General features: G+C 56.0%; 20 protein-coding genes and 1 riboswitch. Of the genes, 13 read left to right on the forward strand and 7 right to left on the reverse strand.

Annotated features, from left to right (window positions below; genetic code table 11):
* Positions 1–118 precede the first annotated feature (118 nt).
* The 8 genes from ACZ46I_RS09680 (at position 119) to ACZ46I_RS09715 (ending at position 8,617) form a co-directional block, all read left to right on the forward strand.
* The gene (locus ACZ46I_RS09680; protein WP_226509079.1) at positions 119–697 is read left to right on the forward strand and encodes a DUF445 domain-containing protein; all 579 of its coding nucleotides are present in this window, start codon (positions 119–121) and stop codon (positions 695–697) included.
* Between the two features lie 81 nt (positions 698–778).
* Positions 779–3,556, forward strand: coding sequence for an isoleucine--tRNA ligase (ileS, locus tag ACZ46I_RS09685; RefSeq protein WP_464280654.1), 2,778 nt, complete (start codon positions 779–781; stop codon positions 3,554–3,556).
* Complete coding sequence (gene lspA / locus ACZ46I_RS09690; protein ID WP_464280655.1) at positions 3,553–4,053, forward strand: signal peptidase II; 501 nt, start codon at positions 3,553–3,555, stop codon at positions 4,051–4,053. Before ileS ends, lspA begins: the two co-directional genes overlap by 4 nt.
* Positions 4,050–5,228 (forward strand): saccharopine dehydrogenase family protein, encoded by a 1,179-nt coding sequence (locus ACZ46I_RS09695; RefSeq protein ID WP_464280656.1) that lies wholly within the window; start codon positions 4,050–4,052, stop codon positions 5,226–5,228. The genes lspA and ACZ46I_RS09695 overlap by 4 nt, the downstream gene beginning before the upstream one ends.
* Entirely contained in the window at positions 5,228–6,361 is a 1,134-nt protein-coding gene (gene nspC / locus ACZ46I_RS09700; protein WP_013506136.1) for a carboxynorspermidine decarboxylase, read from the forward strand. Before ACZ46I_RS09695 ends, nspC begins: the two co-directional genes overlap by 1 nt.
* Positions 6,362–6,418: 57 nt before the next feature.
* Positions 6,419–6,817 (forward strand): peptide-methionine (R)-S-oxide reductase MsrB, encoded by a 399-nt coding sequence (gene msrB / locus ACZ46I_RS09705; protein WP_464280657.1) that lies wholly within the window; start codon positions 6,419–6,421, stop codon positions 6,815–6,817.
* Positions 6,814–8,073: an alpha/beta hydrolase gene (locus ACZ46I_RS09710; protein ID WP_464280658.1), complete on the forward strand. Its 1,260-nt coding sequence runs from the start codon at positions 6,814–6,816 to the stop codon at positions 8,071–8,073. The genes msrB and ACZ46I_RS09710 overlap by 4 nt, the downstream gene beginning before the upstream one ends.
* Entirely contained in the window at positions 8,066–8,617 is a 552-nt protein-coding gene (locus ACZ46I_RS09715; RefSeq protein WP_464280659.1) for an epoxyqueuosine reductase QueH, read from the forward strand. Before ACZ46I_RS09710 ends, ACZ46I_RS09715 begins: the two co-directional genes overlap by 8 nt.
* Before the next feature lie 20 nt (positions 8,618–8,637).
* Here the strand turns inward: ACZ46I_RS09715 and ACZ46I_RS09720 are convergent, their stop codons facing one another.
* From ACZ46I_RS09720 to thiC, 5 genes are all read right to left on the reverse strand, one after another.
* Positions 8,638–9,108, reverse strand: coding sequence for a MarR family winged helix-turn-helix transcriptional regulator (locus ACZ46I_RS09720; RefSeq protein WP_013506132.1), 471 nt, complete (start codon positions 9,106–9,108; stop codon positions 8,638–8,640).
* 125 nt (positions 9,109–9,233) lie between these two features.
* Entirely contained in the window at positions 9,234–10,340 is a 1,107-nt protein-coding gene (gene thiH / locus ACZ46I_RS09725; RefSeq protein WP_464280660.1) for a 2-iminoacetate synthase ThiH, read from the reverse strand.
* Positions 10,341–10,342: 2 nt separating this feature from the next.
* Positions 10,343–11,119, reverse strand: a complete 777-nt coding sequence (locus tag ACZ46I_RS09730) for a thiazole synthase (protein ID WP_464280661.1) — start codon at positions 11,117–11,119, stop codon at positions 10,343–10,345.
* Between the two features lie 485 nt (positions 11,120–11,604).
* Entirely contained in the window at positions 11,605–11,802 is a 198-nt protein-coding gene (thiS, locus tag ACZ46I_RS09735; protein ID WP_464280662.1) for a sulfur carrier protein ThiS, read from the reverse strand.
* Between the two features lie 11 nt (positions 11,803–11,813).
* The gene (thiC, locus tag ACZ46I_RS09740; RefSeq protein WP_049871114.1) at positions 11,814–13,127 is read right to left on the reverse strand and encodes a phosphomethylpyrimidine synthase ThiC; all 1,314 of its coding nucleotides are present in this window, start codon (positions 13,125–13,127) and stop codon (positions 11,814–11,816) included.
* A gap of 62 nt (positions 13,128–13,189) precedes the next feature.
* Positions 13,190–13,284: riboswitch (TPP riboswitch) on the reverse strand.
* Between the two features lie 946 nt (positions 13,285–14,230).
* Here thiC and sppA point away from each other — a divergent pair.
* From sppA to ACZ46I_RS09765, 5 genes are all read left to right on the forward strand, one after another.
* On the forward strand, positions 14,231–15,211 hold the full coding sequence (gene sppA, locus ACZ46I_RS09745; protein ID WP_464280663.1) for a signal peptide peptidase SppA: 981 nt from the start codon (positions 14,231–14,233) through the stop codon (positions 15,209–15,211).
* Positions 15,212–15,233: 22 nt separating this feature from the next.
* A complete protein-coding gene (locus ACZ46I_RS09750) occupies positions 15,234–16,739 on the forward strand; it encodes an Rne/Rng family ribonuclease (protein ID WP_013506125.1) in 1,506 nt (501 codons plus the stop codon).
* A gap of 156 nt (positions 16,740–16,895) precedes the next feature.
* Complete coding sequence (locus tag ACZ46I_RS09755; protein ID WP_464280664.1) at positions 16,896–19,025, forward strand: flagellar hook-length control protein FliK; 2,130 nt, start codon at positions 16,896–16,898, stop codon at positions 19,023–19,025.
* A gap of 13 nt (positions 19,026–19,038) precedes the next feature.
* The gene (locus ACZ46I_RS09760) at positions 19,039–19,785 is read left to right on the forward strand and encodes a flagellar hook assembly protein FlgD (protein WP_464280665.1); all 747 of its coding nucleotides are present in this window, start codon (positions 19,039–19,041) and stop codon (positions 19,783–19,785) included.
* Positions 19,786–19,882: 97 nt separating this feature from the next.
* The gene (locus ACZ46I_RS09765; protein WP_464280666.1) at positions 19,883–23,908 is read left to right on the forward strand and encodes a flagellar hook-basal body complex protein; all 4,026 of its coding nucleotides are present in this window, start codon (positions 19,883–19,885) and stop codon (positions 23,906–23,908) included.
* 1,231 nt (positions 23,909–25,139) lie between these two features.
* Here the strand turns inward: ACZ46I_RS09765 and ACZ46I_RS09770 are convergent.
* Together ACZ46I_RS09770 and ACZ46I_RS09775 are read right to left on the reverse strand one after the other, a co-directional pair.
* Entirely contained in the window at positions 25,140–25,583 is a 444-nt protein-coding gene (locus ACZ46I_RS09770; RefSeq protein WP_013506120.1) for an SH3 domain-containing protein, read from the reverse strand.
* A gap of 50 nt (positions 25,584–25,633) precedes the next feature.
* On the reverse strand, positions 25,634–26,266 hold the full coding sequence (locus ACZ46I_RS09775; protein WP_464280667.1) for a lysophospholipid acyltransferase family protein: 633 nt from the start codon (positions 26,264–26,266) through the stop codon (positions 25,634–25,636).
* Positions 26,267–26,317: the final 51 nt, after the last annotated feature.

The raw sequence follows: 26,317 nt of genomic DNA on the forward strand, positions 1-26,317 counted from the left end.
CCCGTTTTCTGGAGATATACTGATCGTTTTCTGTCCCGTGACAGAAAACGATTTTTTTGTTATCCTTGGCGCCCATTCCATACCGTGAGGACCTCTTGTGGATATAAAGATCATTCTTATGCCGTTTATAGGCCTATTCATTGGCTGGGGTACCAATATGCTGGCGATCAGAATGCTCTTTCGCCCTCACCGTCCGGTGTATTTTCTGGGCCTGAATTTTCAGGGTATCCTTCCGAAGCGGCGCGGCGAGATCGCCCGCAAAATCGCCGGAACCGTGCAGGACGAGCTCCTGAGCGTAGAGGAGATCACTCGCATCTTTCACGGTTTCGATATCCGCACACAGATTGAGGCCGCTGTCGATGAGCTGATTCGCGAGAAACTGCGCAACAAGATAACCGAGAAGATACCCATGATGGCATCGGTTATCGACAGCCTGATACCCAAGATCCGCCCCGTGGTGGTAGAGGACTTTTACGCCCAGGCCATGAAACTGAAACAGGATATGGTGGATAAGATTCACCGGGAAGTGGACATCGGCAAAATCGTCGAGGAGAAACTGGATCAGTTTGACCTCGATGAGTTCGAGGCGATGATCCTTCGCCTGGCAAAAAAAGAGCTGCGCCACATTGAGCTGCTGGGGGCCGTGCTCGGTTTTATTATTGGCTTGATTCAGTCTGTGATAATCATTTATCTTTAAGATTTTCCGTGTGGGCCTGCTGTATCAGTGCGCTCTTTTGCGTGATGACTGTTCGTCTGAATTTTACAAGGAGCTATACCTATGGAGTTGAAAGATACCCTGAATCTGCCTGTCACTGACTTTCCCATGCGCGGCAACCTGCCCCAGCGCGAACCCCAGTTTCTGGAAAAGTGGAAACAGGAGGACATTTATTCCGCGATTCAGCAGTCACGTCAGGGCAAGTCCCTCTTCGTACTCCATGATGGCCCCCCCTACGCGAACGGGCATCTGCACATAGGTCACGCACTCAACAAGATACTCAAGGACATTATCATCAAGCAGAAGTCCATGCAGGGTTTCCAGGCACCCTATGTGCCCGGTTGGGACTGCCATGGACTACCCATTGAATTGGGTGTTGACAAGGCCCTGGGCAAGGACAAGCATACGACCACGGCCGTTGACAAACGTCAGCTGTGCCGTGAACACGCCGCCAGGTACATTGAGATCCAGCGCGAGGAATTCCAGCGCTTTGGTGTCTTCGGCGCCTGGGATGAGCCGTATCTGACCATGGACTTCGCCTATGAGGCGGATATCGTGCGCGAGCTGGGCAGTTTTATGGCCAAGGGCTCCCTCTATCGCGGACTGAAGCCCATTTACTGGTGCTGCGACTGTGTTACCGCCCTGGCTGAGGCCGAAGTGGAGTACCATGACCACACTTCAGATTCGGTCTATGTCGCCTTCCCCGTTGTCTCCGCCCTTGGTGGCATTATACCGGAACTGCAGGGGAAGACGGATGTGTCCATTGTCATCTGGACGACCACGCCCTGGACCCTGCCCGCCAACCTGGCTGTCTGCCTGAACCCTGAGCTGGAGTACAGCGCTGTGGAGACAAGCCGCGGCATCCTGATTGTTGCCAGTCAGTTGCTGGGTTCTCTGATGCAGATCTTTGGCTTTGATGAGTTCTCCATTCTGGCCACTTTCCCCGGTGCTGTGCTGGAAAACAGCGTCTGTGGTCATCCTTTTATCGAACGCGACTCCATGGTGATCATGGGTGACCACGTGACCACCGAAGCCGGAACCGGCGCGGTGCACACTGCGCCAGGCCACGGGATGGAGGACTATATTGTCGGCCTGAAATATGGTCTTGAGCCCTATAACCCCGTGGATAACCATGGTGTTTTCCGTGCGGAGGTGCCTCACTTCGGTGGCATGCATATCAACAAGGCCAACCCGGCCATTATCGAGCACATGAAGCAGAGCGGTTCCTTGCTGGCGGGCAGTCGCATTGAACACTCCTACCCCCACTGCTGGCGCTGCAAGAAGCCGGTTATCTACCGCGCCACGCCCCAGTGGTTTATCTCCATGGAACACAATGACCTGCGCGAAAAGTCCCTTCAGCAGATCAAGGAAGAGGTCACCTGGGTGCCTGCCTGGGGACGTGACCGCATTTACAACATGATAGAGAATCGTCCCGACTGGTGTGTCTCCCGTCAGCGCCTGTGGGGAGTGCCCATAACGGTTCTGTACTGCTCACAGTGTGAAGAGCCCCTGCAGGATATCGCCGTGTTTGAGAAAGCCGCGAACCTGATTGAGTCCGAGGGCGTGGACGCCTGGTATGAGCGGCCGGTAAGTGATTTTCTCCAGCCGGGGACGACCTGCACCCACTGCGGCCATGGTGAGTTTTACAAGGAAAAGGACATTCTGGACGTCTGGTTCGACTCCGGCGTGACCCATGCGGCAGTGCTGCGCAAACGCGGCCTGCCCTGGCCGGCTGATATGTACCTGGAGGGCAGTGACCAGCACCGTGGCTGGTTCCACTCTTCCCTGCTGACTGCCGTGGCTACCCGTGGTCAGGCTCCCTATAAGACCGTGCTGACCCACGGCTTTGTGCTGGATGGCAAGGGGCGCAAGATGAGCAAATCCATGGGCAACGTGGTGGCCCCTGATGCGATTATCAAGAAATACGGTGCCGATATCCTGCGCCTGTGGGTGGCTGCCGAGGACTACCGTGATGACCTGCGCATCTCCGATGAGATCATCAATCGCCTGGCTGAATCCTACCGCCGCATCCGCAATACGGCGCGCTACATGCTGGGAAACCTGTATGACTTTAATCCGTTGACCGACGCGATTCTCTACGGGGATATGCTGGAGTTTGACCGTTACGCCCTGGCCAGGTACCACGCCTTCGAGAAGAGGGTACTGGATGCCTACGAAAACTATGAGTTCCACGTGATCTACCATGCCTGCAACAACTTCTGCAGTGTGGATATGTCGGCCCAGTATCTGGATATCATCAAGGATCGCCTCTACGCAGAGGATGCCGATGGATTCAAGCGGCGCAGTGCCCAGTCGGCGCTGCACCTCATCCTTTCGGGCATGATGCGCCTGCTGGCTCCCGTGCTCAGCTTCACCATGGAAGAGGTCTATCAGCACCTCAATGAGCCGGAAAAACTGGCCAGCGTGCACCTGCTGGACTTCCCTGAGCCCCGTGGCGAGTTTTTCAATGAAGCTCTCATGGCTCGCTGGGATCGACTGATGAAGTTGCGCTCCGATGTGAGTAAGGCCCTTGAGCTGGCCCGCAATGAGAAAGTCATCGGTCACTCCCTGGATGCCAGGGTCAGGGTATACTCCAACGACCGCGAGACCGTTGCTTTCCTGGAAAGCTTCACAAACGCCGAGCTGCGCGACTCCTGCATTGTCAGTCAGCTCAGTGTGGAACCACTCAGCGGCCTGGAGGAACTGGAGAACGGCCTGCTGGTGGAGGTGTCCAAGGCGCTTGGCGCCAAGTGTGAGCGCTGCTGGATCAGTGATGTGGATACCGGGAAGCAGGAAGCTGGTCTGTGCCCGCGCTGTGCCGCAGTGATTCGCGATCGATGAGGAAATTCGCCGTACTGGTTGTCCTGCTTGTCGTCGCGGATCAGGCGAGCAAGGTTTTTATGGATACATGGCTTTTCCTGGGTCAGAGCGTGCCGGTAATACCAGGTTTTTTTCAGTGGACACTGGTATATAACCCAGGTGCGGCTTTCGGGTTACTTGGTGGTCTGGACGCCAGCCTGCGCATTGGTTTTTTTGTGGTGGTAGGGTGTGTGGCCCTGGCTGTCTGTGTGTACCTCTACCGCCACGGCAGTACCTGGTTTCATCGCCAGGGCGCCTTGCTCATCGCGGCCGGAGCCATCGGCAATATGATAGATCGCGTACGCCTGGGGTATGTCATCGACTTTTTTGACGTTTTTCTTGGTTCATATCACTGGCCGGCCTTTAACGTGGCTGACATATGTATTACGGTCGGGGCAGCGTGTTATGCTGTAGCCCTCACCATGGAATTTCGCGCTGAGCAGCAAAGGAAATCCTCAAAAGAAAAGGAGAGTCTATGAGCACGGTCTTGATTATTGGCGCCGGTGGCGTTGGAAATGTGGTTGCCCGCAAGTGTGTCATGAATCCTCAGGTATTCACGCGGGTGGTACTGGCCAGTCGCACCCTCTCCAAGTGTGAGGAAATACAGCGTGCCGTTGGCACGGAGAAACTTGAAGTCGCCCAGGTGGATGCCGACAATGTTCCCGAGCTCGTGGCCCTGATTCGCAAGGTTCAGCCGGATCTGGTGCTCAATGTGGCCCTGCCCTATCAGGATCTGACCATCATGGATGCCTGCCTGGAGACGGGTGTGGACTATCTGGACACCGCCAACTACGAACCCAAGGACAACCCGGTCTTTGAGTACAAGTATCAGTGGGCCTATCGGGAACGCTACGAGAAGCGAGGCATTATGGCGCTCCTGGGTTCCGGTTTTGACCCCGGCGTGACCAACGTGTTCTGTGCCTACGCCCAGCAGTATCTCTTTGATGAAATCCACTATGTGGACATCCTGGACTGCAACGGTGGCGACCACGGTCTGCCCTTTGCCACCAACTTCAACCCAGAAATCAATATCCGCGAGATTACGGCCAATGGCCGCTACTGGGAGGATGGCGAGTGGAAGATCACCCCGCCCCTCTCCGAATCCTTTGAATATGACTTTGAAGAGGTCGGCCCCAAGCGCATGTACCTGCTCTACCACGAAGAGCTGGAATCCCTGTGCCGCAACATCAAGGGGCTGAAACGCATCCGCTTCTTCATGAGCTTCGGTGAGCAGTATCTCACCCACCTGCGTGTTCTGCAGAATGTGGGGATGACCAGTATTGAGCCCATCGAATTTCAGGGACAGCAGATTGTTCCCCTGCAGTTTCTCAAGGCCGTGCTGCCCGATCCCGGCGACCTGGGGCCCCTGACCAAAGGCAAGACCAACATTGGCTGCAACATCGAGGGCATCAAGGACGGCAAGGTGAAGCGCGTGCGCATCTACAACGTGTGCGACCATCAGGATGCCTACCGCGAAGTGGGCTCCCAGGCCATCTCCTATACCACCGGTGTCCCGGCGGTCATCGGCGCCATGCTCATGGTGCAGAAGATCTGGCACCGTGCCGGTGTGTTCAACATGGAAGAATTTGACGCCAAGCCCTTCATGGAGCTTCTCAACCAGCAGGGCCTGCCCTGGCACATCAAGGAGTACTGATGTCTCTGGATATAGCCCAGGTCCCCACGCCCTGCTACGTGCTGGAAGAGGAGAAACTGCAGCATAACCTGAATATTCTGGACCGGGTTCAGCGCGAGTCGGGGGCCAAGATTCTCCTGGCACTGAAGGGCTTTGCCATGTGGAGCACTTTTCCCATGATCCGCGAGGTACTCCACGGCACCGCTGCCAGCGGACTGCATGAGGCGCGCCTTGGCTGTGAGGAGATGGGACGCGAGGTGCACACCTTTTCGCCGGCCTTTACCGAGGAGTCTCTGCGGGAGATCCTGGGGTACAGTGATCATATCGTCTTCAACTCCTTCAGTCAGTGGGAGCGCCTGCAGCATGTGATCCGGGAAAAAGAAGGTGTCTCCTGCGGTATTCGGGTGAACCCCGAATACTCCGAAGTGGAGCCTCCTATCTACAACCCCTGCGTAGCCTTTTCCCGCTTTGGGGTTACCCGTGATCAGTTCCGTCCCGATCTCCTTGACGGCCTTGACGGGATTCACTTTCACACCCACTGCGAACAGAACTCCGATGCCCTGGAGCGTACCCTTGAAGTGGTCGAAGCCAAATTCAGCCAGTTTTTCCCACAGCTGAAATGGGTGAACTTCGGTGGAGGTCACCATATCACCCGGGCCGATTACGATGTGGACCGCCTGATCCGCATTATTCAGCAGTTCCGGCACCGCTATAACCTGGAGATCTACCTGGAGCCCGGCGAAGCCGTGGGCTGGCAGACGGGCCCGCTGGTGGCCAGCGTGGTGGATATTCTGCACAATGGCATGGATATCGCCATTCTCGACGCCTCGGCTGCTGCCCATATGCCCGATGTGCTGGAAATGCCCTATCGGCCGGCTATTCGTGGAGCTGCAGAGCCAGGTGAGTTGCCCTTCACCTATCGCCTTGGCGGGAATACCTGCCTGGCGGGCGATGTGATCGGGGATTATTCCTTTGCCAGCCCCCTGCAGCCGGGAGACCGCATTGTCTTTGAGGATATGACCCACTATACCATGGTGAAGAACAATACCTTCAATGGTGTCCCCCTCCCCTCCATTGCCATCTGGAGGAAGTCGGGCAGGCTTGATGTCGTCAGAAAATTCGGTTACGAAGACTATCGGATGCGTCTGTCCTGACGACCAGATGCTGTGTATGCATACAATGATGGATATTTTCCCGTGGAGGGGCATACCATGACCCGGTGGAAAGAACTCACAGAAGCACAGTGGCGCGAGCGCCTGACTGCCGAGCAGTATCATATCTGCCGCTGCAGGGGCACAGAACGACCGGGGAGCGGTCGCTATCTTCTCCATCACGAAGAGGGTACCTATACCTGTGCCTGTTGTGGCGCTCCCCTGTTTCACTCCATCTGGAAATACGATTCCGGCTCCGGCTGGCCAAGCTTTTGGGAAGCCATTGATGGTGCGCTGGCGTATCATGTCGACACAAGTCATGAAATGCAAAGAGTCGAGATCGTCTGTGCAGTGTGCAGCTGCCACCTGGGCCATGTCTTTGAAGACGGGCCTGCGCCCACCCACAAGCGGTATTGTACCAACTCCCTGTCCCTCAATTTTCTCGGCACGGGCCCATGAAGCCTGATCGCCTTTTCCTGCTGGCAGCAGCGGCGGTGATTCTCGTCAGCCTGCTTCTGCTGTTGCTGATACCTGTTTCCCATGAGCAGCGCCTTCAGCCTTCTTCCATGAACCGTACATTCCCGGTGGCTCTGGAGACGCCGTTCTCCGCATACCTGCAGCTGACAGAAGCGATGGTGCGTGCCGTGCGCGAGCAGCAGGAACACATAGCTCCCGATATTCTGGAGTTTTCCATTGACGCCAATACGCCCTACGAACTTCAGCCAGCTTCCCACTGCCCGGAGGCGGATGACGACGGAATGCACCGGCAGGGCATACTGCTGGTGCATGGACTGACGGATTCTCCTTACAGCATGCGCGCGCTGGCCGAGCACCTCTCACAACGCTGTTTTCTGGTGCGCACCATCCTTATGCCCGGCCATGGAACCATTCCCGGTGATCTGCTCACGGTGCATCACGATGAGTGGGTCAGAGCCGTAGAGTATGGCCTGCACCATCTGTCCCGCGCTGTGCACTCCCTGTATATGGGGGGCTTTTCCACCGGAGGTACCCTCAGTGTGCGCATGGCCCTGGAGGGCGGACATGACCTGCAGGGCATTGTGCTGCTGGCACCGGCCATCGCCATAGACAGTCCGTTTTCTCATCTGCTGCCACTGGCGGTACAGTTTCGCCCCTGGCTGCGCACTTCTGCAGACCTTGACGCGGTAAAGTATGAATCCTTTGCTCTGAATGGCGCATTGCAGGTATTTCGACTGATTCAGCACAATGACCGGCTCATGCGCAGTTCCGGCAGTTTGGGTCATGTGCCGGTTTTCCTGGCCATCTCCATGGATGATGCCACTGTGAGCGCGCCTGCCGCGATCAGGTTTTTTCAGGAGCAGGCCGTCCACGATGGGAGTCGTCTGCTGCTGTTTCAGAAGTCCAGTGGCGATCAGTTTCTCGCTCAGCAGAGAACGCATATTCTGAACAGTTATCTGCCGCAGCGGAACATCTATCACTTCTCCCACGTCAGCCTGCCCTACCACCCCGATGACAGACACTATGGTGTTGATGGCCGTTACGTGAACTGCCTCCACTACCGCGCTGCCGAAGAGGAAGAACAGTGCCGCAGGGCGCTGCAGGTCTGGTCTGGCGAAGTGTTCGTGCCTTTCAGTCAGGAGGGCGGGTATATGCGTCGGCTGACCTACAATCCCCGCTTCGGGGAGATGATGGATATCCTTGACCTGTGGCTGGAGCAGGTGGTGATCCATGAGTGACGCTCGTCTGCGCATGCTGCTGCACGCATGCTGTGCGCCCTGCTCCGGTCCGGTCATAGAGCAGCTGGTGCAAGAATATCAGGTGACTCTCTACTTCTATAACCCGAATATTCACCCGCGGGATGAGTATATCCAGCGTCGAAACGAACTTGTTCGCTGGGCACACCGCAATCCGGAAGTCGATATAGTCATTGCCGATGATGACAGTAGAACGTGGTTTGAAATAATTCGAGGGTACGAGCAGGAGCCGGAAAAAGGTCTGCGCTGTACCATATGCTATGGTATGCGCCTGGAAAAGAGCGCACAGTATGCCGCTGCCCATGGCTATGACATCTTCACCACGACGCTGAGTATATCTCCCCACAAAGACGCTGAGCGCATCAATGCGCTGGGAGAAGATGCCGCTTCCCGCTCTGGTGTCAGATTTCTGCAGGCGAACTTCAAAAAAAAAGGAGGCTTCCAGCGAAGCCTCCAGATATCACGCGAAATGGGTTTTTACCGTCAACACTACTGTGGATGCCTGTATTCCATGGAACGCCGCTGATCGCTCCTTCAGTTCATCTGCTATATGGCCCTGTCACACTCTTCGGCGTACTCTTCCTGGCTCTGCTGGCCGCCCAGGAGTTTTTGAAGCAGTTCGTGAAGCTGTTCGAGGTCGTGTTGGGAAAGCTTGGCGTTCAGAAGCTTTCCAATATTTTTTCGCTGTTCCGGCGCAATCCTTTTCAGCATTTTCTTGCCATCAGGTGTTAACTGAAGCAGTATTTCCCGCTTGCTGATGGGAGATATGGACCTGTCTATCCACCCTTTCTGAACCAGTTTATCCACCAGGCGACTGGCATTGCTGGGAGAAACCTCCATCAGGGTTGCTATATCCTTAAGGTTAACGCCGCCGCGCTTGCCGTGGGTATAGCGCATGATGCGGAACTGTGCTGGTCCTACATCGTATTTCTTCAGGAATTCCAGATCAGCGTGTTTGATTTCACGCAATGCTGCACACAGGTCCCAGTAAAACTGCATGGGGAAATCAGGTTCCAAAGTGCACCTCCGCTGCGTTAATCAGAACAACGTTTTAATTGAGCTGGAGGATACGGTAATATACTTGAGCTGTCAACACCTTTATATGGAATATTTTACGTGTGAAACTTTTCTCATGGCGCTCCTTACACCAGGTGCACGTCCCAATCTTTCCATACTGCTTCATAACCATGTTCTTTTATTGCCCTGGCTACTTCCCCTGCTGAGCGGGGGTCTTCCACATGAAACTGCTCTTCGGAGGCGTCATGGTCTGAATAACCGCCCGGGTTCGTCTTCGAGCCCGCCGACATCTGGGTAACCCCATAAGGGAAAACCAGGTCGCGAAACTGCGCCGACTCGCGGGTCGAAAGCACCAGTACCCCATCCTGGGTGAAGAGGCGAAAGGCGCAGATCAGCTTGAACAGGTGCTTGTCGCTGACTGGGTCAGATGGCTGGAAACCACCAGCTGCCACGCGCAGGCGGGGAAAGGAGACGGAAACCTGGGTACGCCAGTAGGTCTTCATCATGTATTGCACGTGCAGGGCCAGGTTGCAGGCATCCATGGCCCAGTTGCCCAGGCCCAGCAGAACTCCCAGCCCCACCTTGCGCATGCCACCCCGCGCACCCCGGTCAGGAGTGTCTATGCGGTAGTTAAAGTCGTGCTTGCGCCCCTTGGGGTGTACGTGGGCGTAGAGCTCGCGGTCATAGGTCTCCTGGTAGATGGTCAGGCTGTCCACTCCGGAGGTATTGAGCTGCGCGTATTCAGCCTCTTCCAGGGGTTGTACTTCGACGCCAATGGAACTGAACTGGCCCTTGAGCTGGCGAGCGATCTGGCACAGGTAGGGCGTGTCAGCATAGCGTCGGTCCTCACCGGAGACCAGCAGCAGATGGCGAAAACCCTCGCTGGCGATGATATGGGCATCCTGCATGACCTGTTCTGGTGTCAGCAGCAACCGATCAACCTGGTTGTCGTGGTTGAAACCACAGTAGAGACAGCCATTGGTGCAGTAGTTGCTGACATAGAGCGGAGCATACATCAGGATGGTGCGTCCGAAACGCTGGATGGTGAGCTGGCGGGCCTTGTTGGCAATCTGTTCCAGGTACGGGTCGGCGGCAGGACTGATAAGGGCGGCAAAATCCTTGATGCCAAGGTGCTCCTTCTCCAGGGCGATGCGCACATCCTGTTCACCCACCCCATCCACCATGCGCCGCAGTTCCGTCTGATCAATGCTGGCAAAGTGCTGACTGTACATATTCACTCCCACATCAGGCCCTTGAGGGGGCTGGAAGCTGAAGCCACACTGGATTGGGGGCCAAGTCCCGCCAGATACCCCTCACGGCCCGCCTGAACGGCCTTGGCAAAGGCGCGGGCCATGGCAGCTGGATCGCTGGCAATGGCAATGGCCGTATTTACCAGCACCGCGTCAGCCCCCATCTCCATGGCCTCAGCCGCGTGGGAAGGAGCGCCCAGCCCCGCATCCACAACCACCGGCACATGGGATTGCTCTATGATTATACGCAGGTTTTCGCGGGTCTTGATCCCCTTGTTGCTGCCTATGGGGCTGCCCAGGGGCATGACCGTGGCGCAGCCGATCTCCTCCAGGTGCTTGCACAGCACCGGATCGGCGTTGATATAGGGCAGCACCGTAAAGCCCTCCTTGATGAGGATCTGGGCCGCCTTGTAGGTCTCCAGCGGGTCAGGCAACAGGTAGCGCGGATCGGGCGTCACCTCCAGCTTCACCCAGGAAGGGCAACCCGCCATGCGGGCGTAGCGGGCCAGACGCACCGCCTCCTCCGCATCCCGTGCCCCCGCCGTATTGGGCAGCAGCAGAATGCGCTCCGTGTCAATGGCCGCCAGCATATCGTCCTGGGGCGCATCCAGATCAACCCGGCGCAGGGCCACCGTCACCACTTCCGTCTCGGAAGCGCGGATAGCCTCGGCCATAAGCTGATTGTTGGCGAATTTCCCGGTGCCCATGAGCAGGCGGGAAGTGAATGAACGGTCGGCTATGATCAGTTGGTCTGTTGACATATGAGTTTCCTTATGCAGTCACCATGCTGCGATCGGGTTAAATGGTTAATTGAGTCAGTTGCACCTTTTGACCCGCCAAAAGGTGCGCAAAAGCGGCCCCCAGTGCTTGCAGATTTCTGCCGTCAGCTTGTCTGGAACTGGGGCCGCAAACAACCGTCATCCCTGACTGTGTTTGCGGTCGCCGCCTTCGTGGCGGCGACCCTGCGGGCTGCCAGCGTTCCAGTCGGTGCTGCCTGGCAGAAGCAAGCACACGGGGGAGCAGCAAAGCATCTCACTCTCTCACCCCCCCCTGAGCCCGTCCTGTGAGTGCGAAGCCTGGTTGGCAAGACCCGAACGGGACGCCTGCAGGAGGCAGGTGGTCCGGAAGAGCTGCAGGGATGCAGCTTCTGCCGGATCTCCAGGACAGGCAAGCTAACGAGCTGGGAAAACGGGCGTTCGGGGGGCGGCTTTTTGGTTCCTTTTTGGCCGGTCAAAAAGGAACAGTATCAACCGCCTCCAGCCAGGGTAATAATCTCCACCGTACACTGGTCGTTAATGATCGCTTCCCCGAAGCGGTTCTGGTCGATCAGCTCGCCGTTGACTTCCACGGCCATGCGGCAGGCGTTGACGCCCAGCTGTTCTTTCAGCTGTTCAATGGAGATGGTTTCGGGGATGGGTACGGTGCGTCCGTTGACTTGTGCCATGGTTTCCTCCTTTACTTGGCTGCATTGGCAGCGTCGGCGTTCATGATCTGGTGGCTGATATTCATGGAGCAGAACTTGGGTCCGCACATGGAGCAGTGTTCGGTGCTGCAGTCGTTCCTGAGTTCTTCGGGCATGGATTCCATGCGGTACTGACGGGCGCGTTCGGGGTCGAGGGAGAGGGCGAACTGCTTCTGCCAGTCGAAGGCGAAGCGGGCGCGGCTCATCTCGTCGTCGCGATCGCGGACGCCGGGGAACTTGCGGGCGATATTGGCGCTGTGAGCGGCAATCTTGAAAGCGATGATGCCGTTGCGCACGTCTTCGGCGTTAGGCAGGCCCAGGTGCTCCTTGGGGGTGACGTAGCAGAGCATGGACACGCCGTAGTAGGCTGCCAGGGCGCCACCGATGGCGCCGGTGATGTGGTCGTAGCCGGGGGCTATGTCAGTGACCAGGGGGCCGAGGACATAGAAGGGGGCTTCGTGGCACAGCTCCTGTTGCTTACGCACGTTGAACTCGATCTGGTCGATGGGTACATGGCCGGGGCCTTCGATCATTACCTGAACATCCTGCTCCCAGGCCCGTTTGCATAATTGACCCAGGACTTCCAGCTCGCTGAGCTGGGCTTCGTCGGAGGCGTCGGCCAGGCAGCCGGGGCGCAGGCTGTCTCCCAGGGAGAGGGTGACGTCGTAGGCTTTGCAGATTTCCAGCAGCTCATCGTAGTGGTCGAAAATGGGGTTTTCCTTCTGGTGCTTCTGCATCCACTGAGCCATCAGGCTGCCACCACGGCTGACAATGCCTGTGGTGCGGCCAATGGCCATTGGAATGTGGCGGCGCAGAATGCCGCAGTGCACGGTCATGTAATCCACGCCCTGGCGGGCCTGCTCTTCTATGACATCGAGAATTTTGCGGGCACTCAGATCAAGGGGATCCTCCACTTCCTCTACGGCCTGGTACATGGGCACGGTGCCAATGGGCACGGGAGAGTTTTCAATGATGGCGGTACGGATGCGGTTGATATCCTCGCCTGTGGAAAGGTCCATGACCGTGTCGGCGCCATACCTGATGGCCATGTGCAGCTTTTCCAGCTCTTCACGGCAGCCGCTGGAGAGCTTGCTGTTGCCGATGTTGGCGTTTACCTTACAGCGGGCGTTGATGCCGATGCCCATGGGGACAAGGTTCTTGTGGTTAATGTTGGCGGTGATGACCATGCGGCCACGGGCCACTTCGCTGCGCACGAACTCCGGTTCGAGCTGTTCGCTGGCCGCTACCGTCTGCATGGCCTCGGTGATTTCGCCTTTGCGGGCCCGGTGCATCTGGGTTACATTCATGCTTGCTCCTTTGTGGAAAATAAAAAACCGTTTCCCGACGAAGGGGAAACGGTTGTATGTCGTGAACACGGCACCCGTTTCCCTTCGCCAGCATTACCTGGATCAGGTTCATGGGGTTCTTCTCAGCCTCCTTACGGAAGCGCCCCCAACGGAAAATGTATTGCAAGTATGGCAGTAATTCCGATAATTTCAAGGGGAAATTTGACCGCGAATACACGCGAATGAATACAAATCCAGAAGAGTGAAATCGGTCTCTCGCCCGTTCACTGCGCTCACACGGGACGCGGGGAACGCGGCGAATACACCATGGGGACAGTGTATCTGGCTGTCGTCTTCCCTGCGTTCCCAGCGGATCTGCGAGAGGGAGTTGTCTTTTTTGTATTCGAAAACTTCAAACTGAAGTTTCGCACCCCGAAGCGGCAGGTTGTCGGCGCCGACCTGGATACCATACTGGGATGGCCAAAATGGTTCTGCACAGACTGCGTTTCTTGACATTGCCCTCGCCTTGTCTATGAGTTTCTTTGCCACTTTTTACCCGCAAAAAGTGGCGCAAAAGCGGCCCCCAGTGCTGTCCTTTTCAGCCGTGCGCTTGCCTGGAACTGGGGACCGCAAACAACCGCCCTCCGTGGCTTTTGGTTTGCGGTTGCCGCCGTCGTGGCGTCAACCCTGCGGGTCCATAGCGTTCCAGTCGGCGCGTCCTGGCTGGGCCAGCACACGGGGGAAAGACAGAAGCAGGCCGTTCCCCCCTGAGCCCGTCCGGTGAGTGCGACGCCTGTCTGGCAAGACCCGAACGGGACACTCACAGGAAGTGAGTGGTCCGGCAGCACTGCAGGGAGGCAGTGTCTGTCGGATCTCCAGAACAGGCGAGTAATGATCCGGAAAAACGGGCGTTCGGGGGGCGCGTTTTTGCGTCCTTTTTGCGCGGTCAAAAAGGATAATACCCGGAAAACGAAAAGTGGGATACAGATGAGTCAAGCATGCAAAATCAATACGGTTTCCGCGCGATAAATGTCAGAATAATAGTACCTTAGCCTAAGACGACAAGATGCGAAACTTGAGTGAATTCTTATGAAAAAATTATGCCAGAAACAAGAGGAACACCTATGAAGATAACACACTTGATTTTCTCACTGTATGTGGCCTGCGCCCTTCTCCTTGCAGGCTGTGCTCCTGCCAATATCACCCTCTTCCCCCGCTACTCCGATCCTCTGGAGGAGCAGGTGCTGCAGGGGACTCACCAGGATAAGATTCTGGTTATCCCCATCCAGGGTTTTATTTCCAGTACTCCCCGGGAGGGAATGTTGACCACCAAGCCCAGTCTGGTGCAGGAGGTGGTTGCCCACCTGGATATGGCGCGTCGTGATCCTTTAATCCGGGCGGTTATCCTGACCGTGGACACTCCTGGGGGGACGACCGTTGACAGTGATATCCTCTATCATGAAATTGAGCGTTTCCGTCTTGAAACGGGCACTCCGGTGGTGGTAAGTCTGATGGGAATGGCAACTTCAGGCGGTTATTACATCAGCCTGGCTTCAGATCTTATTACGGCTCACCCGGCAACCATCACGGGATCGGTGGGCACGATCTTCATCCGTCCGAAGGTGCATGGGCTCATGGAGAAACTTGGGCTTGAGGCGCAGGTTACCAGGTCTGGCTCCCTGAAGGATATGGGCAGTCCCTTCCGCCCTGAGCTGCCTGCAGAGCAGGAGCTGATTCAGCAGATGGTTGATGATGTCAATGGCCTCTTTCTTGAACTGGTGCAGCAGCGCCGCAGGCTTTCGGCGGAACACATGGCCGATGTCGCGAGCGCAAGAATCTATACTGCCAGCCAGGCCCTTGAAGTGGGTCTGATAGACGAGGTTCTGCACTTTCCCCGCGTGCTCACACGGGCTGCAGAAATTTCCGGTGCCAGCCCCGATGCCAGGGTGGTTGTTTATCGCCGGAGTGCCTACGCAAATGACAACGTCTATAACACCATGACGAACAGTGCTCCGGGCCCAGCTCTGGTCGATTTTGGCTTTGTGGGCCACATGGCATCCCTGAAGAGCGGTTTTTACTATCTCTGGGCTCCCCAGTACGAATAATCAGGAAGGATCTGACACATACATGTCAACAACTATCTTTATCAATCATCGCAGTTATGAATCCCGCGTCGCCTATATGGAAAATGGTGAATTGAGTGAAATTCTCATCGAACGCAAGCGCGAAGGCGGCATTGTGGGGAATATTTACAAGGGGGTCGTCTCAAAGGTACTGCCCGGAATGCAGGCGGCTTTTGTGGATATCGGTCTGGAAAAGGCAGCCTTTCTCTATGTCGCTGATCTTGGACGCGAGCAGCTGGGTGTTGATGCCGCACTGCCGGATCTTGAAGATGGCGATGCCAACGGCGAAAAAGCCCGCAGCGCGGAATATCCTCCCATTGACGAAATCCTGCGCCTTGGCGATGAGCTGATAGTGCAGGTTTCCAAGGAGCCCATTTCCACCAAGGGCGCGCGTATCACCAGCTACATCACCCTTCCCGGCAGACACCTGGTGCTGATGCCCACCATCGACCATATCGGCATATCACGTCGCATTGCTTCGGAACAGGAACGGCACCGTCTGCGCAGCATCCTTAATGATCTCAAACCGGCGGGCATGGGGCTGATTGCGCGCACTGTTGCCGAGAACCGTCAAAAAGAGGACTTTGCCAGTGATCAGAGTTTTCTGACCAACCTGTGGGATGTGATCATGAAGAAGGCCGGGGAGGTGAAGGCCCCGGCACTCCTCTATCAGGATCTTGATCTGATCCTGAAGACCATGCGTGACCTGTTCACGCGGGAAGTCGCGACGCTCTACATTGATGATGAAGCGGAGTACCTGCGCTGTCGCGAGTTCGCATCGCGGCTGCTGCCCCACCTCTTTGATCGCATTGAGCTGTACCACGGCAAAGAGCCCCTTTTCGACGCCTTTAATATCGAAGTGGAGTTGAACAAGCTCAGTAACAAGAAGGTCTGGCTGAAGTCGGGTGGCTATATTGTCATCGACCAGGCTGAGGCCCTGACGGCCATCGATGTGAATACCGGGCGCTATGTGGGGAAGAAGAATCTGGAAGACACCATTTTGCAGACCAACCTGGAGGCCGCCCGCGAAATCTGCTACCAGCTCAGACTGCGCAATATCGGTGGGATCATCATCATCGACTTCATCGATATGGAGGAAGAGGAGAACCGCCTGAAGCTTTTGCAGGCCCTTGAGGTGAACCTGAAGAAAGATCGGGCCAAAACCAACGTATTACCTGTCAGCGAACTGGGACTGGTGGAGATGACCCGCAAGCGGGTGCGTGACAGCATCGGGCGCGTGTTGTATGAGTCCTGCCACTACTGTGAGGGACGCGGATTCCTGAAGTCGCCCCACACCGTCTGCTACGATATTTTCCGGGAGATTCAGCGTATCGCCGGTATTTACAAAGGCAAGAAGCTCTATATCGAGGCCTATGCCGATGTGGCTGATATCATGTTCTCAGAAGAAGCCGAATATGTGGAAAAGCTGGAAGAGGACTGCTGCGTCAAGCTGGTCATCAAGTCCAACCCCCATTTTCATCAGGAGCACTACGAGATAGTTCCCCTGTAGTTTCCCGCGAAAAGAAGCGGTGGTGCTGCGCGCTCTGGAGGCCACCACTTCTGCCTCGCCTGCGCCGAACTCTTCTGTGCCTGTGGTCGGCACTTCCCCTGTTTTCATTTCTGGCACGCTACATGCAAGACACTCCTGTACGACAGGAGGTGCAGCTTGATCACCCAGATTCTCGACATCGGGAACTTTCCCCTTCTAAAAAAAGCAGATAAAGGTACAGGAAGTGCCATGGCCGATGGCCAGCAAGGTGGTTTCCTGCAGCTCCTCTTCCAGTCCATGGACAAGGGAGCCAGTGAAAAAAATTCTCCTTTGCTTCCTGCAGATGTCCCTGAAGCCGAAAAGGCCATGGAGCGACTGAAACAGGAACTGCAGACAGCTCTTGAGTCACTGCCCCTTTCCGGCCGCAGCCTGCGCCAGCTGGCCCAGTCGGACGTACTGACTCCCCAGTTCAACCATGCCCTGCAGGATATTCTCAATCAGAATGTCCTTCCTCCCGAATCCATTGGACGTGCGCTGATTGCAGAAGTTATGGACTTCAACAGCACCGTGATGAATCTGGAAAAAAGTTCCTTTGAACTCTCCCCCCAACAGCTCCGTGATCTGACGCTCCTGATTGAAAAATTTTCTGCCCACCGCAAGGGCAAAGACGACAAGGATCAGGATGTACAGGCATATCATCACCTTGAGCGCTCCCTGCTCTTTGGTGCCCTGTTCCAGAAACAGGAAACCGTAGTGGCGCCCGATGAGCCTGCAGTGGAAGATCCTGATACCCATATCCCGGCAGACCTTCTCGCCAGAACTGACCTGGCGGAAGAACTCGGCACTCTTGTGCATTTCATGAAGCAGGCAGGTGAGCTCTTCATGCGCCTGATGGATGAGGCGGGCCTGCAGCCCGATGATCTGCCGGCCGGTATCGCCCAGGTATTCCAGGGCCTGATGACCATGAGCGCGATGATGGAAGAGGTACGTCAGAGCCGATCCATGACACCAGAGCATGATGGGCTGATATTGGCCCAGGTGCTTGATGGTGAAGAAGGCATGCAGCATTTTGTGCAGCTGATGCGTGATATCGAAAGCCTGGGGCTGCATGAGAAGCAGCCAGCGACGGAGCAGGTACTGCAGCGCCTTGTGGGCGAAACCGCTGAAGGGACCGAGACAGCCCGTCAGCTTGGCCAATCCCTTGCCGCCATGGGCATGGTGATTCAGGCGAACCAGAATCCTGGACGAACAGCCCAGGCGGATAATATAGCTACACCACGTCAATACGCGGGGTTTGAAGCTCTGCTGGAGAAGTCACCCCTGCGCCAGCTGGTGGAAGCCATGAATCGGGTTGTGGCTTCGGACGCTTCCAGCGAATCCCTGGAGGAGGAGCTCTCCCGAAAACAGCAGAATGCGAACCGACACAATGGGTCTGCTGCTGAAATAACTGTAGACAGGCAGAGCGCGGCAGTCGCACGACAACCGGTTGTCGCCCAGGCGGCCATGGCAAAGGAAACCCAGGGCCGCGACAGCGAGCTTGCCAGGGCTGTTATGAACAAAGCTCTGGAAGCCGAAGATGAGAGCCTGCAGGAAGAGCAGCGGCCCACGCGCACGCTGCCCACGGAAAAAACTTCTGCCACCGGGCGGGAAAACACCGTAACTGCCACCGGAGCCACACCGGTATCGGCACATGCCGAGTCCTCCGTGACTCTTCAGGCAGCAGGGAGCACCAGCTCGACGCCAGCAGGACAGCCGTTTGTCGGACAGCAGGGCAGCAGTGCAACCCAGAGTTCACTGACACCGGAGTCTGCCCCGGAGTCTGCCGGGCGCCGGGTTGACATGGACAGTGTCATCGACCAGATACTGCGCAAAGTCAGTGTCCATCAAAGCGGCTCATTGAAGACCATTACGGTCGCGTTGAATCCGCAGCATCTGGGCAAGGTGCATATCCGCCTCTCCATTGAGAATGCCCAGCTGGTGGGTCGCCTGATGGTGGAAGACAGTGGTCTGCGCGAAAACATGCAGCGCGCGGCTGCACAGTTGCGGGAGGCCCTGACCAACATGGGCCTGCGCGTTGAGCGTTTTGAAATAGTTCAGCCAGCTCATCAATCCGCAGCTCAGGATAACCAAAGTCAGTTTTCCGAGGAATTCCGTCACGCCCGCAATGATCAGCAAGGTGAGCGCGACGGAGGATCGCGGAATCATGATACCGAAACACACCAAAACCAAGGAAACCATGAACATGTCGATGACACTCGTGAAACCGATGCCATCGCTACGTCGGACGCTCTGGATATAACCGTTTGACAAGGAGGCTCTCATGCCAATGAACACATCAGCACCAGTTCGAAACATCGGGAACATTGATGACTGGAGCACCATGAAACCCGAGTTACCCAAGAAGGAGATGGACAAGGATGCTTTCCTGCATCTGATGATTACGCAGCTGCGCAATCAGGATCCCACCAACCCCCAGGACAACTCTCAGATGATTGCCCAGACGGCGCAGTTCTCCCAGCTGGAGCAGTTGACCAACATGACGGCCGCTGTGGATCGACTGGTGGCCATGCAGCAGCAGACCATGAACTTCAACGCCGCTGCCTATATCGGCCTGGAAGCACGCGCCCTTGGCAATACAGTTCAGGCCTACCAGGGCATGACCCAGAATATCGAGTTTAAACTGCCTAAAGCTTCCGATGAAGTACAGATAATGATCTACAACTCCCAGGGTTCGTTTGTGGATCGCCTTGATGTGGGAGCCCTTGGCAAAGGTGTCAACAGCATTGCCTGGGACGCCTATGATTCTTCCGGGCAGGTCCTGCCGGACGGTCACTATACCTACCGGGTGGTGGCGTTTGGTGATGATGGCAATCCCATGGATGTGGAAACCTATACCTATGGACTCATTACCGCTGTGCGCAATGAAGGAGGGGTGAGCTTGTTTATGATGAACAATGAAGAATTCCTGCTGGAGGAGCTGGAGAGCTTCTATATGCCGAATATCGCAGGGGCCATGCCGGATCCGGGCTCAGGGGGTGAGGAAGACGCTGAGTCCGATATGACATAGAGGACTGTGTCCGGTAAGGAGCCGGGCACTTCATGAACACAACAGGGATGGAAAATACAATGCACGGAGGCATACTACACTATTATGGAGCACAAACATGCTGCAATCCATGTATGCCGGTGTATCCGGTCTGGTCAATCATCAGCGGTCGATGGATATTATCGGTAACAACATTTCCAACGTAAACACCTTCGGCTACAAAAAAGCCCGTGCCGGTTTTGCTGATGTCATGAGTATCAGCATCGGCGGATCCGGCGTCAACCCCATGCAGGTGGGTATTGGTACGCGGGTCAACTCCACCAACCTTATCTTCAGCCAGGGCGGTATTGAAGCGTCCAACAAAGTTACCGACATGGCCATTGCCGGACGTGGCTTCTTCGTCGTCTCCAACGGCGCCCAGAACTTCTTTACCCGTAACGGAAACTTCATCTTCAATAAGGAAGGGATGATGGTCACCCCCGATGGTCTGGTCATGCAGGGCCGCATGGCAACCCAGAACCAGTACGGCGAGTTTACCATCAACCCCACCACCGTTGTGGGCAACATCCAGATTCCCGTGGGTATCAAATCCCCGGCCCAGGCCACCAGTAACGTGGAGCTGGGAGGCAACCTGAACGCTGAAGCTTCGGGAACCATTCTCAGTACGCCAGTCATACGTACCACCGCCGATGGCAACAAGGATCTCTCCACGCTCTTCAACGAACAGGGCAATGCCCTCTCCATCCTAGATGACCAGGCGGTGACCTTCAAGTCCCACGCCACGGCGCTTACCAGCATGGGGCAGCTCTACGACTCCGCCGACACCGGGCTGAGCATCGTGGACAACGAAACCTTCAAGGTGACCATCACCAAGGACGGTGTCCAGGAGACGGTGACCTTCCGCTACCGTCCCAGCGCCTCAAATGAATACAGTGCCAATGGCATTCCGCGGGACTTTGATGCCAATGACAACGTTTTCAGTACTCTCGGTGGCCTGGCTCGCAAGATTGAAGAGCGCTTTGCCGGGTATGTCCAGAGCGTTGATATTGTAGAAGGAAAACTGCGCGTCACGGCCCGTGAGAGCATGGACCTGAGCATGGAGTCAAGCAGCGTTCCCGCCAACACTAAATTCAACAACGTCATTTCCAGCCTGAATGGTCAGTACAACGCCAACGGCGTCAAGACATCCAGCGAATTCTTCTTCCAGGAGCAGTACAACAAGGGGCTTGACTTCAATACCCTGGAAGAACTGACTGCCCGCCTCCAGGGCTCAATGCAGAATGTCAGCGCCACCAGCCGCGCCTATATCGGCGATATCAGCGTCTTTAACTTCCAGGACGGCAATGACCGTATCCGCATTTCCATGGAAGTCAAGGGCAACCTGGTGACCCAGGAGTACTACTACTCCACGGCCACCAACCCCCAGGCTCTGGATACCACCGGGATAGGCGGCGTGGATAGCTTTGCCAAGCCCTTCTCGACCCTGGATGAACTGATCATGCAGATCAACTCCGACTTTGCCCCCGGTAATCACACCACCGCTTTCCCGGCCGGCTACGAGGTCAACGTCGATGCTCCCTATACGGGCATGCAGGCTGATGGTGTGCGCCTTTCCGAGCGTCTGGTCAATGGCACCATCGTCACCAACACCAGTGGCGCTCCCATGACCCTCTTTGATGGCAGTAAGGACCCCAATGGTCTCTACCGCAGCATTGAGCTTGCCGCCGGTGACTTTGTCACCATCCACGCCACCGACCCTAACCTGGTGCAGGTCAACGGTGTCGGTGACTGGATTCGCTTCAGCTTCTCCCCTGGCGTGAAGATCCCTGCTGGAGCCACGGTCAGTACCGCGTTCAGCGCCTATACCGTTGGTGACAGCCAGGATGGTTCCATTTCCACCGATGCCATGAACCTCATCCGCGCCTACAATGATGGTGGTCGCCTGTCTTTCGCCAATATAGCCGGGTTTGACCTGGGCAATATTCAGGTGAGCTACAGCGGTACCAATGTGGGTAACGACAAGGCCGTCAACGAGTACCTGGATAACCTGACCGGCGACTTTATCTTCGGCGCCGACCCCAAGAAGTCAGACCAGCTGGGTGGCAAGATCACCTACGACAATAACCACGATGGAGGATTCTCTCTCGAGAAGATGGGCTTTAAGGACGCCAATGATGCCATCTCCGTGGTCACGGGCACGGTAAACGTGGCCGGTGTCGATGTCCCTCAGATCGCCACCTTTGTCTATGACCCTGAAGGGATTCGTGGCAATAACAGCAACGCGGGAGCCTACTACTTCAGCTCCCTGGACGAACTGATCACCATCATCAATACCAACCCTGCCCTGGCCGATGTGAACATCACCCTGGAAGAGGACGGTCGATTGAATATTGATGCCACGGCAACGGGCGCGGTGAATGCTGACTTTGAGGCCACCGACTACTTCGGCTTTAACGGCTTGGGTTTTGACGGAGCCAACTTCGATATCACCTTCCGTCGCCCCGGACAGACGGTCCTGACCACCATTAACGTCGATGCCACCGCCATGACCTCCATGGCCAATATCGCCGCCCATATTCAGGATCAGATTGTGGCGGCAGGTGTTACGGGATTTACGGTGAACTGGACCGGCAAAGACTTTGAGTTCCGTAATCCCAGCAGTGGTGGACTGGCCGAACTGAGCGTTTCCATCAATGCCGGCGTTGATGCGGCCTATCAGGATCTGCTGAATCCCCTGTTTGAACCCCTGAGCAACGTCATCTTCTCACCGGGTGTTTCGGCCCGCACCATGCAGATCGGCATGACAGGTCCCATCAACTATGTGGGCCGGGACATCAATCTGCGCCACCAGCTGAACACCACAGCAAGTGGTCCATTCAGCAACCTGAATGTCAGTGCGGCCGGCACTTCCGGTATCCTGCGTGGCCCCATTAACCACCACATCACCGGTGCCGAAATCATTACCTCTTCGGCGCGCCTGAACCAGGCCCTGAACCTGCCCGCGACCCTGCTGACCGGTTCCATGTCAACGTCGGAGCGATTCCTGACCAGTGCCAACGAAAACACCAAGCTGGCACGTCTCTATAACAGTAATGGCACGAGCCTTGGCCTGGGTACCAACGACCGCATTTCCCTGAGTGCCACCCTTGGTATGGGGCAGCAGTTCAGCTCCTCCATGTCGGTGAACAATAACCTGGGACAGAGCGACACCACCCTGGGAGACCTGGCCTACGCCCTGGAGCAGTCCCTGAACCTCAAGAACAACAAGGGTGTGTATGTCAATGAGAATGGTTCACTGGTCATCAACGGCGACGATGGTGAACACTTCTCCATTCTCGACCTGAAGCTCTCGGTACCGGGCAACGCCATTTTCAATGCCATCACCACCTCCCTGAGTGTGGAACAGCGGGCTTCCGGAGGCTATCACTCCACCACGGTCAATATCATTGACTCCGAAAGCTTTGAACACTCGGTGAACTTTGAGTTCTATAAAGACCCAGATCCACGCAATGTGAACCAGTGGACCTGGAAGGCCAGCGTTCCCAAACCGGCTGAGATCACCGGCGGCGCCGGGTCGCTCTCCCTGCCGGAGGGAAGCATTACCTTCAGCCCCGATGGTGGCCTGGAAATGATGATCGGCGGACCGCTGTTCATCGTTCCCAACAATGGTGCCAGTCCAATGGAGGTTGTCATTGACATGGGCACACCTGGTGGCGGGTTCGACGGCTTTACGCAGTACGCCAGCAAGTCTGACACCACCAAACAGCGGCAGAACGGCTATAAGGAAGGAACACTTGAAGACTACGCCATTGACGAAAATGGTATTGTCTACGGCCAGTTCAGCAATGGGCTTTCCCGGCCACTGGCGCAGCTGAGTCTGGCGGACTTCACCAACCCTCAGGGCCTTTCCAAGGTAGGGAACTCCCTCTTTGTGGCCACCAATGCCAGTGGTCAGCCCAGTTATTCCGCCCCCGGCTCAGCCGGTTTCGGAACCATCATCAGTAACTCCCTGGAGATGAGTAACGTTGACCTTTCCATGGAGTTCACCCAGATGATCATCGTCGAGCGTGGCTTCCAGGCCAACTCGCGCATCATCTCCACCTCGGACAGCATGATTCAGGAAGTTCTGAACATGAAACGCTAAACAATTCCCCCTTCGGGGGGCAACCCGGGGAGCGCTGGCAAGGTGACCAGGCTCTCAGGGTTGCCCCCTTGAGGGGCACGGCAGTGATCTTCCGCGGGCAGACACGCGTCCGTACCTCTGCCCTCGTGGCGTACCAGGCCCTTGGGATACACCAGAGGCAAGTGAAACCCAAAAGATTCGAGCGGCTTTTGTGTGGAACAGGAAGAAAAACATTGCCACTATCCATGGTTCCCGTCAGGGAAGTGGACATGACAATATTCTTCGCTCATCGTATTTGGTTTTTCCCGCCTGCACCGCAGGCGGGAATTTTTTTTCTGCAAACTCAAGGTTTCACCCCCGAAACTGCAGGTTATCGGCACTGACCCTGATGCCATGCTGGAATGGAGGAAGTGGTTCTGCACAGACTGCGTTGCTTGACATTATCCTCACCATATATACGAGTTTCTTTTGCCACTTTTTACCCGCAAAAAGTGGCTGGGAAGCGGCCCCCAGTGCTGTCCTTATCAGCCGTCCGCTTGCCAACTGGGGACCGCAAACAACCGCCCTCCATGGCTTTTGGTTTGCGGTTGCCGCCCTCGTGGCGTCAACCCTGCGGGTCCATCGCGTTCCAGTCTTCGCGTCCTGGCTGGGTCAGCACACGGGGGGGAGGCAGAAACAGGCCGTTCCCCCCTGAGCCCGTCCGGTGAGTGCGACGCCTGACTGGCAAGACCCGAACGGGACACTCACAGGAAGTGAGTGGTCCGGCAGCACTGCAGGGAGGCAGTGTCTGCCGGATCTCCAGAACAGGCGAGCAATGAGCCGGAAGTACGGGCGTTCGGGGGGCGCGTTTTTGCGCCCTTTTTGCGCGGTCAAAAAGGGCAATATCCGGAAACGAAAAGAGATGCCAGATGAGTCAAGTACGCAAAATAAACACTGTTTCCTCGTGGTAAATCTCATTGTAGCAACATCTTAGCCCAGCGCGACAAGGTGCGAAAGTTGAGTTATTTTTAATGTTTTATATGAAAATTCTGGGATACGAAACTTTCGTTCACAGCAAAGGCGCGGGAGGAAAACAGAAGGCATGGAGGGGATTTTGGGGAATGAGGGAAAAAACGTGTCCGCAGATTACGCGGACGTACAGGCATAAAGACAATGGCAAAAGCTGGAAGAGTACTTTTGCAGGCGCAGAGAAAATGGGAAGCCAGGCTTTGCGTACCTCGTCCCCTCAATGGTTCCAGTCAGAGACGGGAGATTACTTGGCGCCCCACAGCAGATCACCGCGAATCCATCCCTGGTGACCATCGGGATGTTCAACCTGATACCAGTTACTGCGCTGACCAATGATGCGGAAGGCAACGCCATAGCTGGTGCGGAAGAGAATATCACTGTTGGTGGAGTTGGAGCTGCGCACATTTACATTGTTGCGGATGACGATGACGCCACGGTTTTCCTTGTTGGCAACACTGTTGTGAATCCACCCCTTGTCGCCCTCGAAGTCTTCCACCTGATACCAGTTGCCCTGTTGCTTCAGCACTTTCAAGGGGAAGTACTTGCCCAGGGTCCAGAGGACTTCGGCATTGGTGGAGGGTTGCGCGCGCAGATTGACCCGGTCGCCGGTAACGGCAACATAATTGTCGGCGATTGCCGTAAGAACCAGAGTGTGTATGAAAATAAACAGAAGCAGCAGTTTTTTCATGGTTCCCTCAATACAAAGTGGTGCTGTTTCGGGTGAATATGGCAGGTACTCTAGCAAAGTGAGCGTATTTTTTCCATGACTTTATCAGCGACAAGCTGGTAGTCAATGGCTTCTTCGTCCTGATTGACGGGGAGTATTTCATCAATGGCAAAGGGTTCGCCGAAGGTGAGAGCACCTTTCTGCCCCAGTTTCCACAGCCTCCAGGTATGCAGCCCATCAACACGGATGGGAACGATGGGCAATCCCGATTCATGCATGAGTTTCCCGATGGCGCGCTTGGGGCGTTTCATGATGCCATCTTTGGCCCTGGTGCCCTCGGGGAAGACAAGAATGGAGTTACCCTGGCGGATGTTCTGGAGGATGGCGGCATAGGCCTTCGCTCCGCTGCCCCGTTTGACGGGAATGATGTGAATGCTGCGCAGGACGCGGCCGATGACGGGTATTTGGAGAAGCTCTTCTTTGGCGGCGATACGCAAGGTGTGCACCTTTTGTCGTCCCACTATGGTCATGGGAATGGCCATGGTCTCAAGGAAGCTGACGTGGTTGGAAACGTACAGGACGGCCCTGGCGTCAGTGGGAATGTACTGATCCCCCTTCACCTGCAGTCTGTTCAGAACAAAGAAGAGCATTCGGCTGAAGTTCACGAGAAAGCCGATATAGAACTGATAAAGTCGGTGTTTCACAGTCTTCCCCATCCGGTGTGATTGTGCATGTATATGACCCAGGTGCCGCGT

The sequence above is a fragment of the Desulfurispirillum alkaliphilum genome, assembly GCF_055378285.1.